8 protein-coding genes are annotated in these 11423 nt (G+C 71.2%); 2 read left to right on the top strand and 6 right to left on the bottom strand.

Annotation, left to right across the window (positions count from 1 at the left end):
• The 6 genes from C1J00_RS28355 to mce form a co-directional block, all read right to left on the bottom strand.
• Window positions 1-1212: ABC transporter ATP-binding protein (locus tag C1J00_RS28355; RefSeq protein WP_102911848.1), on the bottom strand; the 1212-nt coding region annotated here is incomplete at its 3' end.
• A gap of 122 nt (window positions 1213-1334) precedes the next feature.
• Entirely contained in the window at window positions 1335-2105 is a 771-nt protein-coding gene (locus tag C1J00_RS28350; protein ID WP_102911847.1) for an ABC transporter permease, read from the bottom strand.
• Window positions 2106-2107: 2 nt separating this feature from the next.
• Window positions 2108-3076 carry an ABC transporter ATP-binding protein gene (locus C1J00_RS28345; RefSeq protein WP_102911846.1) on the bottom strand — a complete coding sequence of 323 codons (969 nt, stop codon included), beginning with the start codon at window positions 3074-3076 and terminating at the stop codon, window positions 2108-2110.
• A gap of 85 nt (window positions 3077-3161) precedes the next feature.
• Window positions 3162-4097 (bottom strand): coiled-coil domain-containing protein, encoded by a 936-nt coding sequence (locus C1J00_RS28340; RefSeq protein ID WP_102911845.1) that lies wholly within the window; start codon window positions 4095-4097, stop codon window positions 3162-3164.
• 183 nt (window positions 4098-4280) lie between these two features.
• Window positions 4281-8228 (bottom strand): polarized growth protein Scy, encoded by a 3948-nt coding sequence (gene scy, locus C1J00_RS28335; protein WP_102911844.1) that lies wholly within the window; start codon window positions 8226-8228, stop codon window positions 4281-4283.
• Between the two features lie 233 nt (window positions 8229-8461).
• Window positions 8462-8902, bottom strand: a complete 441-nt coding sequence (gene mce, locus C1J00_RS28330; protein WP_102911843.1) for a methylmalonyl-CoA epimerase — start codon at window positions 8900-8902, stop codon at window positions 8462-8464.
• A 148-nt stretch (window positions 8903-9050) separates the two neighbouring features.
• Here mce and C1J00_RS28325 point away from each other — a divergent pair, with 148 nt between their 5' ends.
• The gene (locus C1J00_RS28325; RefSeq protein WP_102911842.1) at window positions 9051-10250 is read left to right on the top strand and encodes an acetyl-CoA C-acetyltransferase; all 1200 of its coding nucleotides are present in this window, start codon (window positions 9051-9053) and stop codon (window positions 10248-10250) included.
• 34 nt (window positions 10251-10284) lie between these two features.
• Entirely contained in the window at window positions 10285-11241 is a 957-nt protein-coding gene (gene meaB / locus C1J00_RS28320; RefSeq protein ID WP_102911841.1) for a methylmalonyl Co-A mutase-associated GTPase MeaB, read from the top strand.
• The last annotated feature ends 182 nt before the right edge of the window (window positions 11242-11423 follow it).

Genomic DNA, 11423 nt, shown 5'->3' with positions numbered 1-11423 from the left:
GGCCGAGGGGGCCGCGGGAACCCGCGCGGCGCCCTGTGGCGCCTGTGGCGCCGGCTGGGCGTACGGGTTGGGCGTTCCCTCGCCAGGGGCGCTCGGAGCGGCGCTGGGGGCCCCCGGGGCGCCGTACGGGCCCGCCGGGGCCTGGCCCGGTGCGCCCTGCGGCGAAGCCGGGAACGGCTGGCCGTCCTGCTGGGGCGGCGGCGGGGCGTACCAGCCCGGCTGGCCCTGACCGGGTACCGGCATCGGCGGCTGCGCGCCGGGCGGCAGCGGCTGCTGGAACCCTTCCTTCTGGTCGATCGTCGAGCGGTAGTCGACGGCGCCCTGCGTCATCCGCATGTACGCCTCCTCCAGGGAGGCCTGGTGCGGCGACAGTTCCCACAGTCGTACGTCGTGGTCGTGCGCGATGTCGCTGATGCGGGGGAGCGGCAGCCCGGTCACGCGCAGCGCGCCGTCCTGCTCGGGCATGACGTGTCCGCCCGACTCGGTGAGCGCGGCCGACAGCTTCTCGCGCTGCTGCGGCTCGCTGTCCGGTGTCCGCACGCGCGCGAAGTCCGCGGAGTTCGCCGAGATGAACGCGGTCACGCTCATGTCGGCGAGCAGCTGACCGCGCCCGATGACGATGAGGTGGTCGGCGGTCAGCGCCATCTCGCTCATCAGGTGGGAGGAGACGAAGACCGTACGGCCCTCCGCCGCCAGCGCCTTCATCAGGTTGCGCACCCAGAGGATGCCCTCGGGGTCGAGGCCGTTGACCGGCTCGTCGAACAGCAGCACCTGCGGGTCGCCGAGCAGCGCGGCGGCGATGCCGAGCCGCTGGCCCATGCCGAGGGAGAAGCCCTTGGACCGCTTCTTGGCCACGTCCTGCAGACCGACGACCCCGAGCACCTCGTCGACCCGCCGGGCCGGGATGCCCGACAGCTGGGCCAGGGACAGCAGGTGATTGCGGGCGGACCGGCCGCCGTGCACCGCCTTGGCGTCCAGCAGCGCGCCGACCTGGCGGGCGGCGTTGGGCAGCCTGCGGTACGGATAACCGCCGATCGTCACATGCCCGGCCGTCGGGTTGTCCAGGCCGAGGATCATCCGCATCGTCGTCGACTTGCCCGAGCCGTTCGGCCCGAGGAAGCCGGTGACGGCCCCGGGCCGTACCTGGAAGGAAAGGTTGTACACAGCGGTCTTGTCGCCGTAGCGCTTCGTCAGGCCGACTGCTTCGATCATGCTCCGCACCCATCGCAAGGTTCAGGACAGCGGGGCACACGCCCCCGTAAGGGTTAGGAGGATATCGAGGCGCTGACGGTTCCGCCCAAGAGGAGGTAAAAGGTCAGGCCAAGCCCGCCCCTCTAGGCATCGCGCTTCTTCAGCAGCACATAGCCGCCCACGAGCGCCGCGAGGACCCACAGCCCCATGATCCCCAGGCCGCCCCACGGCCCGTACGGAGTGTCGTCGTCGATCGGCGTGACCACCTGCATGATCTTGCTGCCGGCCTGGTCGGGAAGAAACCGGCCGACCTTCTTCGTCGCGTCGACGTTGCCCAGGATGTTGGAGATCAGGAAGAAGAACGGCATCAGGATGCCGAGCGACAGCATCGGCGAGCGCAGCATCGCGGCGACACCCATGGAGAACAGCGCGATCAGCGCCATGTAGAGGCCGCCGCCGAACACCGCCCGCAGTACCCCCGGGTCGCCGATCTCCGCCCGGTGCGAGCCCAGCATCGCCTGCCCCAGGAAGAAGGCGGCGAAGCTGGTGACGAGGCCGACCAGCAGGGCGAGGCCCCCGGCGACCGCGATCTTGCTGAACAGGAAGGCGCCGCGCTGTGGCACCGCGGCCAGCGAGCTGCGGATCATGCCGGTGCTGTACTCGTTCGACACGACCAGCACCCCGAAGACGATCATGGCGAGCTGACCGAGACTCATCCCCGCGAAGCTGATGAACGTCGGGTCGAACTCGGCTCTGTCCTGCGCGTTCATCGAGTCGAACTCGCTCTTCGACAGGGCCGAGATCAGCATGCCGAGGGCGACCGTCACGACCACCACCAGCGAGAGGGTCCACACCGTGGACGCCACCGACCGGATCTTGGTCCACTCCGACCGTACGACCTGTGTCGTCGCCATGCTCAGCCCCTCTTCCAGCCGTCGCCCCCCTGCTGCCGCGCCGGCTCGGGGCTCGCCGGGCTCGTTTCACTGTGTGCGTGGTACTCCACCGACTCCGCGGTCAGCTGCATGAACGCCTCCTCCAGCGAGGCCTGTTGCGGGCTCAGCTCGTGCAGTGTGATCCGGTGCCGTGCCGCCAGTTCACCGATCTGCTCGGCCTTGCCGCCGTCCACCTCCAGCACCCCGTCACCGCTCTCCACGGCCACGACCCCGGCCTGGTGCAGCACGTCGAGCAGCCGCTCCCGCTGCGGACTGCGGACCCGGACGTAACTGCGTGAGTTGCGGTCGATGAAGTCCGCCATGGAGGTGTCCGCGAGCAGCCGCCCCTGCCCGATGACGACGAGGTGCTCGGCCGTCAGGGCCATCTCGCTCATCAGATGGGAGGAGACGAACACCGTCCGGCCCTGCGCGGCGAGCGATTTCATCAGGGTGCGGATCCAGTGGATGCCCTCGGGGTCGAGGCCGTTGACCGGCTCGTCGAACATCAGGATCCGCGGGTCGCCCAGCAACGCGGCCGCGATGCCGAGCCGCTGCCCCATGCCCATCGAGAAGCCCTTGGTCTTCTTCCTCGCGACCGCCGTCAGCCCCACCGTCTCCAGCACGTCCCGGACGCGGCTGCGCGGAATGCCGTTGCTGTGCGCGAGGCACAGCAGATGGTTGTAGGCGGTGCGCCCGCCGTGCCAGGCCTTGGCCTCCAGCAGGGCGCCGATGTACGTGAGCGGGTCCTTGAGCTGCTGGTAGTGCTTGCCGTCGATACGGACGTCGCCGGCGGTCGGGTGGTCGAGTCCCAGGATCATCCGCATGGTCGTGGACTTGCCCGCGCCGTTCGGCCCGAGAAAGCCGGTGACGATGCCCGGTCTCACGGTGAAGGACAGGTTGTTGACCGCCACCTTCTCGCCGTAACGCTTGGTCAGCCCCTCCAGCTCAATCATGCCGCCACGCTAGAACGTGACAAAGCCCTCTGCCACCCGAGCGGCAGAGGGCTTTGCGGAGGTTCAGACTCCGTATGCCCGCGTGTTACCGGGACTGCTGCGCCGGGACCCCACGGGAGATCGGCTCGTCCTCGGCCGGTGTGCCGGCGGCGGCCACCGCGGCGCCCGTGAGCGTCGCGAGCATCTCGCGGACGTTCGTCAGCTGGGCGTTGATGCTGTCGCGGCGGTTGGTGAGGGCGGCCAGCTCGCGCTCGGATTCCGAACGGATGCGGTCGGCCTTGGCGTTGGCGTCGGCCACGATGTCCTCGGCCTGGCGCTGGGCCGTCTCCACCGTCTGGCGGGCACGGCGCTCGGCGTCCGTGCGCAGCTTCTCGGCCTCCAGGCGCAGCTGCTCCGCGCGGTGCTCGATCTCGGCCAGGCGCTTCTCGGCCTTGGCCTGACGGGAGGCCAGGTCGCGCTCGGACTGCTCGCGGCGCTTGGCGAGGTTCGTCTCGAAGTCGGCGGCGGCCTGCGCTGCCTTGGCGCGGGTCTCCTCGAAGAGGGCGTCCGCCTCCTCACGCTTGGACTGCGCGTCCTTCTGCGCCTCGCTGCGCAGCTGGGAAGCGTCACTCTTGGCCTTCTCGACGATCCGCAGGCCCTCGTCCTCGGCCTTCGCCTTGCGCTCCGTCGAGTACGACTCGGCGTCGTTGCGCACCTGCTGGGCCGCCGACTCGGCGAGCTCACGGTGCTGCTCGGCCGCGCGCCGGGCCTCCTCGCGCAGGTCCTTCGCCTCCTCCTCGGCGAGGCGGAGGATCTTCTCCACGCGCGCACCGAGACCCGCGTACGACGGCTCGGCGTCGGTGATCTGGGCCTGGGCGTTCTGCGTCTCGAGGTGGAGCTCTTCGATGCGCTTTTCCAGAGCGGTGATGCGGGCGAGAGCGCTGTCACGGTCGGAGACGAGCTTGGAGATACGTTCGTCCACCTGAGCGCGGTCGTATCCACGCCGCACAAGCTCGAAGCCGTAGGGGGAAGTGTCGCTCATGGGGTTCCTGTCGAATGAGACCGGTGAGGTGATAGGTGGAATCCTAGGGGCCGAAACGGTGTGTCATCGAGCGGATGCGCGTTTGATCTGCAAAATGAGACCCCTTTTGAGTGGCTAACCCCCGGACCGCTTGCCAAAGACTTGGTCAAAGGCCCCAGCACACACCGGATTCGCCCCGTTTGGCTAGCTTTCCGAGGACTTGCCACCCGAACGGGGTGCGCCGACCGTCGCGCCCGCCTTGACTCCGTTGTCCTTGCCCGTGGCGGGGGCCTCGAAGGACTCCAACGCCTCCAGGACGTCCTGGACACGGGAGATCTCGGCGTTGATGTCCTCGCGGCGGCGGACCAGCACCTCCAGCTCGCGCTTGCCCTCCTCGACCGTGCGCTTTGCCTCGCGGATCGCCTCGGCCTTGAGCTCCTCGGCCTCCCGGACCAGCGTGGACTTCTTCTGCTCGGCCTCCTTGAGCAGCCCCTCCGCCTTCTTCACCGCGGCGATACGGACCTTGCCCGCCTCGGAGTTGGCCTCCGACACGATCTCCTTGGCCTTCGCCTGCGCCTTCGCCAGCTGCTCCTCGGCCGCCTTGACCAGCGCGTCGCAGCGGTCGCCCGCCGACTTCATCGTCTCGGCCGACTCACGGCGGGCCCGCTCGTGCAGCTCCTCGATCTCGGAGGTGATGCGGTCGCGCAGCTCCTCGGCGCGCTCCCTTATCTGCGTGGCGTCCCGGCGCGCGCCGACCAGCAGCTCGTCCGCGTCCGTACGGGCCTTCTCCACCAGGGAGTTGCCCTCGACCGTCGCCTCGGACACCAGGCGGTCGGCCTCCGTACGGGCCGCGCCGACCATCGTGTCGGCCTGCGACTCGGCCTCCGCGGTGGTCTTGTGCGCCTGCTGCTGCGCCTCGGTCAGCAGCTTGTCCGCCTCGGCCGTGGTCTCCGTGATGAGCTTGTCGACCTGCTCGGCCGCCTCGGAGCGCCGCTTGTTGGCGTCCTTGCGGGCCTCGTCCAGCGTGCGGTCGGCCTCCCCGCGCGCGGCGCTGACCAGCCGCTCCGCCTCCGTCTCCGCGTCGGTCTTGACGCGCTCGGCTTCGCCGCGGATCCGCTGCGCGTGCTGCTGCGCCGAACCGACCGTCTCGGCGGCCTCGGCCCGCAGCCGCTCCGCCTCGCTCGTGGCCTCCCCGACCAGCTGGTCGGCCTTGGCGACCGACTCCGAGCGCACCCGCTCGGCCTCGGTGGCCGCCTCGGAGCGGACGCGCTCGGCCTCGGAGATCGCTTCCGTACGGACCCGCTCGGCCTCGGCGACCGTGTCCATGCGCAGCCGGTCGGTCTCCCGGACCGTCTCCGTCGTGAGCCGCTCCGCCTCGTTGCGGGCCTCGGTGATGAGGGTGTCCGCCTGCGTCGCCGCGTCCGAGCGGATGCGGTTGGCGTCCTCCCGGGCGTCCGCCCGGGTGCGCGAGGCGCTCTGCTCGGCCTCGGCGATCGCGTCCGACGCCTCCGTGCGCACCCGCTGGGCGTGCTCGGCGACGTCCGCGCGGATCCGCTCCGACTCCGAGATCGCCTCGGACATCGTCCGCTCGGCGAGCGCCTTGGCGGCCTCGGACTCCTCGTGCGCCTCGCGCCGCAGCCGGCCCGCGTCCTCGCTCGCCCGCTCCCGCTCGGCGTAGGCGTCGGAGCGGAGCCGGTCCGCCTCCTCCTGGGCCTCGCGGCGCGTACGGTCCGCCGCGTGCTCGGCGGCGGAACGCAGACCGGTGATCTCGTCCTGGGCCTGCTCGTGCAGTCCCGCGACGGATTCCCGGACCTGCTGGGCGTGCTGCTCGGCCGCCGACACCATCTCCGTGGCACGGCGGTCGGCCTCCTCGACCAGCCGTACGGCCTCGGTCTGGGCGTCCTCCACGCGCTTGCGCGCCGAGGCCAGCAGTTCCTCGCTCTGCTCGCGGGCCCGCTCGCGCTCCTGGTCGGCCTCCTGCCGGGCGCTGCCGAGGAGCTCCTCGGCCTCGCGGCGGCGCCGGTTGGCCTCCTCCTGGGCGGCGGCCAGCGTCTCCGACGCCTCAGCGGCGAGCCGCTCGGCGGCGGACTGCGCCTCCGCGCGCATCCGGTCGGCGCTCTCCTGGGCCTCCGACTTCAGCCGTTCGGCCTCGCTCGCCGCCTCCGAACGCAGCCGTACGGCGACGGCCTCGCCCTCGGCGCGCGCAGCGGACGCGTCGGACGCGGCCTCGTCACGCAGCCGCTCGGCCTCCGCCTCGGCCTGCTGCTGGAGCGTCCGGATCCGCTCGGCTGCCTCGGCGCGCAGCCGCTCGTTCTCCTCGGCGGCCTCGCGGCGGATCCGCGCGGCCTCCTCCCGGGCGTCCGACAGCGCCTGCTCGGCGGCCGTCAGCCGCTCCTGGGCCTCCGTCTGGAGCCGCGTCAGCTCCTCGGCCGCCTCACCGCGACGGACCTCTATGGCCCGCTCGGTCTCCTCGTGCAGCTCCCGCGCCGCGCGCTCGGCTTCCTCCCGGAGCGCCTCGGCCTGCTCGACGACCTCCTCGCGGTGCCGCTCGGCCTCCTGCCGGGTGCGCTGGAGGGTCTCCTCGGCCTGCCGGCGCAGGGTCGTCGCCCGCTCGATGGCCTCGGTGCGGACCTTCTCGCTGTCCGTCTGGGCCGTCGTGCGCAGCTCGTCCGCGTCCGCCTTGGCCTTGGCGAGCAGCTCCTCGGCGGACTTCGCCGCCTCCTCGATCTGCGCCACGGCCTCCTTGCGGGCCTCGGCGCGGATCTTCTCGCCCTCGTCGACCGCGTCCGCGCGCAGCTGCTCGGCCTCACCGCGCAGCCGGCGGGCCTCCTCCTGCAGCTCGACCGTCTTGGCGCGGTACTCCTTGGTGTCGTCCTTCGCCGCGCCCTTGAGCTGCTCGGCGATGTCGTGCGCCTCGGCCCGCAGCCGGTCCGCCTCGGCCTCGGCCTCCGAGCGGATCCGCTCGGCCTCCTCGGCCGCGGCCTTCGTGGTCTTCTTGGCGTCCTCCGACGCCTTGTTCAGGACTTCCTCGGCGGTCCTGGCCGCCTTGGACAGCTGGGTCGCGGTCTCCTCGGCGGTGAGCGTGCGGGCCTTCTCGGAGGCCTCCGCGACGATCTTCTCGGCCTCGGCGCGGGCGTCGGCGACCAGCTGCTCGGCCTCGGACTTGGTGTTCTCGGCCTCCTTCGTGGCCTCCTCGACCAGCCGGGCGACCTGCTCCTTGGCGGTGCGCGTGCGCGTCTCGTTCGCGGACTCGGCGCTCGACAGGGCCTTGGCGGCGGCCTCCTCGGCCTCCGTGACCAGCTTCTCCGACTCGGCCTGCGCCTTGCGCAGCGCCTCCTCGGCCTCGGCCATCCGCTGCTCGGCGGCCTTGCTCAGCTCCTGGGCCTCGCGGCGCGCGGACTCCGACTCGGTGACGGTCGACGTACGCAGCTGCTCGGCGTGGTCGGTGGCCTCCTGGGCCTGCGTAGAGGCGGCGTTGAGCAGGCGCTCGGCGTCCGTGCGGGCGCGGCGCAGGATCTGCTCGGCCTCGGCCCGGGCCTCCTCGGCAGCGCCCGTCAGCCGCTGCCGGGCCTCGGTCGACAGCCGCTCGGCCTCCGCGCGGGCGGTGGCCAGGGCCTGCTCGGCCTCCGCGCGGGACTCCTCCAGCAGCCGGCGGGCCTGCTGCTCGGTGCGGGCCCGCAGCTGCTCGGCCCAGGCCACGTTCTCGTTGACGTGCGACTCGACCGTCTGGCGGCGCTCGGCCAGCTCCTGGTCCAGCTGCTGGCGGCGGGTCACCGCCTCCTGGTGCAGCTCCGCCTGGAGCCGGGCGGCCTGCTCGGCGTGCTCCTGGAGGATCCGCTGGGTCTGCGCCCGGGCCTCGCTCAGCTCCCGCTCGGCGTCCGTACGGATCTGGTCGGCCTGCACCTGAGCGTTGCGCAGCAACTGCTCGGCCTGCCAGCCGATGTCGCCCCCCTCGAAGGAGGGCCGGGACATGATGGTGCGCCGCGCCTCGTGCAGCTTGGCGCGCAGCACCTCGACCTGGTAGCCGAGGTCCTCGGCGTGCTGGATCGCCTTTTCCCGTTCGGTCTTCAGCCGCTTCATCTCGGCTTCGAACCGAGAGAGGTGGTCGACGTCAGCCGCCGGCTCTCGCTCCTGGCTCTCGTAGCCCCGCACTGCGCGGTCCCATCCGTCCCCTGGTCGCAACACTCTCCAAACGAGCTCCGTCCATCCGCCGAACGGGGCCCCCGGGGAATGGTGTCAGATCATCGGCGGAGCAGAGGCTGCTGCCCCGACGCTCGTCCCCCGAAACCCGGACCCCGGTGGTCCTGCCGTCGCACGGCGGGACCGCGGTCACCCTGGACTGAGCGGCGACCGCACCCAACCCTACCGGCCCCTATGTACGAGGGTCAGTGCTCAGGTGACTCAACAGGCGCCGAAGTGACCAGTTCTGTCAGTACGCCATGGCAGTCCTTGGGGTGCAGGAAGGTGATCCGTGACCCCATGGAACCGCGTCGCGGCTCTTCGTACAGCACGCGTACGCCCTTGCCCTTGATCTCGTCGGCGTCCCCGTCGACATCCGCCGTACCGAAAGCGATGTGGTGGACGCCCTCACCGTTCTTCGCGAGCCACTTGGCGACAGTGGAGTCCTCGCGGGTCGGCTCCAGGAGCTGCAGGTAGGAGGCGCCGCCGTCGGACGTGTCGTTGATCTTGAGCATGGCCTCGCGCACGCCCTGCTCCTCGTTGACTTCGGAGTGGAACACCTCGAAGCCGTAGGTGGCACGGTAGAACTCGACGGTCTTGTCGAGGTCGAAACAGGCGATTCCGATGTGGTCGATTCGCGTCAGCATGGATTCAGTGCAACGCCCCGGAGGTGGTTACGCAACGTGCGCGCGATCACACCGACAGCCCGATGACGGCACGGAGTGCCACTCAGTACATTCGAAGTAAACCCTCGTTCACTCCTCGGCTGTGCAGCCGGTAAGGGGATCGCAGCTCATGTCTTCTGCCACGACCAGTTCGGTGATCGTCTCGGGGGCGCGTACGCCCATGGGGCGGTTGCTCGGCTCGCTGAAGTCCTTCTCCGGAGCCGACCTCGGCGGCTTCGCGATCAAGGCCGCCCTCGACCGTGCGGGGATCGGCGGCGACCAGGTGCAGTACGTGATCATGGGCCAGGTGCTCCAGGCCGGAGCGGGGCAGATCCCTGCTCGCCAGGCCGCCGTCAAGGCCGGCATCCCGATGAACGTGCCGGCGCTGACCATCAACAAGGTCTGTCTGTCGGGCCTCGACGCCATCGCGCTCGCCGACCAGCTCATCCGCGCGGGCGAGTTCGACGTGATCGTCGCCGGTGGCCAGGAGTCCATGACCAACGCGCCGCACCTGCTGCCGAAGTCCCGTGAGGGCTTCAAGTACGGCGCCATCCAGATGCTCGACTCCATGGCCCACGACGGCCTGACCGACTCCTTCGACGGCGTCGCCATGGGCGAGTCGACGGAGAAGCACAACACCCGGCTCGGCATCGTCCGGCCCGAGCAGGACGAGATCGCCGCGCTGTCGCACCAGCGGGCCGCCGCCGCGCAGAAGAACGGCCTGTTCGAGGCCGAGATCACGCCCGTCGAGATCCCGCAGCGCAAGGGCGACCCGGTGCTGTTCAGCAAGGACGAGGGCATTCGCGGCGACACGACCGCGGAGTCGCTCGGGAAGCTGCGGCCGGCGTTCTCCAAGGACGGCACGATCACGGCCGGGTCCGCGTCGCAGATCTCCGACGGTGCCGCCGCCGTCGTCGTGATGAGCAAGGCCAAGGCGCAGGAGCTCGGCCTGGAGTGGATCGCCGAGATCGGGGCCCACGGGAACGTGGCCGGGCCGGACAACTCGCTCCAGTCGCAGCCGTCCAACGCGATCCTGCACGCGCTGAAGAAGGAGGGCCTGGAGGTCTCTGACCTCGACCTCATCGAGATCAACGAAGCGTTCGCGGCCGTGGCCGTGCAGTCCATGAAGGATCTCGGGGTGTCCACCGAAAAGGTGAATGTCAACGGTGGCGCGATCGCCCTGGGTCACCCGATCGGGATGTCCGGTGCGCGGCTCGTGCTGCATCTCGCGCTGGAGCTGAAGCGGCGCGGCGGTGGCGTGGGCGCGGCGGCGCTGTGCGGTGGCGGTGGCCAGGGTGACGCGCTGATCGTGCGCGTGCCCAAGGCCTGACTCCCGGTACGTCCCTTATCTGAACGGAGCTGTGATGCAGGACGTCTCCACCCTGGTGGCCCAGGCCAGGGAAGGCCGGCCGCGGGCCGTGGCCCGGCTGATCTCCCTGGTGGAGGGGGCGTCCCCGCAGCTGCGGGAGGTCATGGCGGCGCTCGCGCCGCTGACGGGCGGGGCGTACGTGGTGGGACTGACCGGGTCGCCCGGGGTCGGCAAGTCCACGTCGACCTCGGCGCTCGTCTCCGCGTACCGCAAGCAGGACAAGCGGGTCGGCGTACTCGCCGTCGACCCGTCGTCCCCGTTCTCGGGCGGTGCGCTGCTCGGGGACCGGGTGCGGATGTCGGAGCACGCTTCCGACCCGGGCGTGTACATCCGGTCGATGGCGACGCGCGGGCATCTGGGCGGGCTGGCCTGGGCGGCCCCGCAGGCGATCCGGGTCCTGGACGCGGCCGGCTGTGACGTGATCATGGTCGAGACGGTGGGTGTGGGGCAGTCCGAGGTGGAGATCGCCTCGCATGCGGACACGTCCGTGGTGTTGCTCGCTCCGGGGATGGGGGACGGGATCCAGGCGGCCAAGGCCGGGATCCTGGAGATCGGCGACGTGTACGTCGTGAACAAGGCCGACCGGGACGGGGCGGACGCGACGGCTCGCGAGCTCAACCACATGCAGGGCCTGGGGGAGTCCCGGGGCCCGGGCGACTGGCGTCCGCCGATCGTCAAGACGGTCGCCGCGCGGGGCGAGGGCGTCGACGAGGTCGTCGAGGCGCTGGAGAAGCACCGGGCCTGGATGGAGGAGCGGGGAGTCCTCGCGGAGCGGCGGGCGTCCCGGGCCTCTCACGAGGTCGAGACGATCGCGGTCACGGCTCTGCGGGAGCGCATCGGAGACCTGCACGGGGACCGGCGGCTGGGGGCGCTGGCGGAGCGGATCGTGGCGGGGGAGCTGGATCCGTACCGGGCGGCCGACGAGCTGGTGGCGGGGCTGACGGAGGGCTGAGCGGGGCCTGCGGCTGCTCTGGTGGGCTGCGCGTCTTTGCCTGACACCGGGCTTCGGTGGGGTGCGCGTCTTTGCCTGACACCGGGCTTCGGTGGGGGTGCGCGTTTCGGACGACGCCGGGCTTTGGTGGGGCGCGCGTTTTCGCCTGACGCCGGGTGGGGGTGCGCGTCTTCGCCTGACGC

Origin of the sequence: Streptomyces cahuitamycinicus, from assembly GCF_002891435.1 — a bacterium.
In the GTDB taxonomy this organism is placed as follows: domain Bacteria; phylum Actinomycetota; class Actinomycetes; order Streptomycetales; family Streptomycetaceae; genus Streptomyces; species Streptomyces cahuitamycinicus.
This window is presented reverse-complemented; position numbering and strand designations above follow the sequence as displayed.

Coding starts and splice junctions, on each gene's coding strand:
- C1J00_RS28345 (WP_102911846.1), bottom strand. CDS start 3,076: ATGATTGAGCTGGAGGGGCTGACCAAGCGTTACGGCGAGAAGGTGGCG.
- C1J00_RS28350 (WP_102911847.1), bottom strand. CDS start 2,105: ATGGCGACGACACAGGTCGTACGGTCGGAGTGGACCAAGATCCGGTCG.
- C1J00_RS28325 (WP_102911842.1), top strand. CDS start 9,051: ATGTCTTCTGCCACGACCAGTTCGGTGATCGTCTCGGGGGCGCGTACG.
- meaB (WP_102911841.1), top strand. CDS start 10,285: ATGCAGGACGTCTCCACCCTGGTGGCCCAGGCCAGGGAAGGCCGGCCG.
- C1J00_RS28340 (WP_102911845.1), bottom strand. CDS start 4,097: ATGAGCGACACTTCCCCCTACGGCTTCGAGCTTGTGCGGCGTGGATAC.
- mce (WP_102911843.1), bottom strand. CDS start 8,902: ATGCTGACGCGAATCGACCACATCGGAATCGCCTGTTTCGACCTCGAC.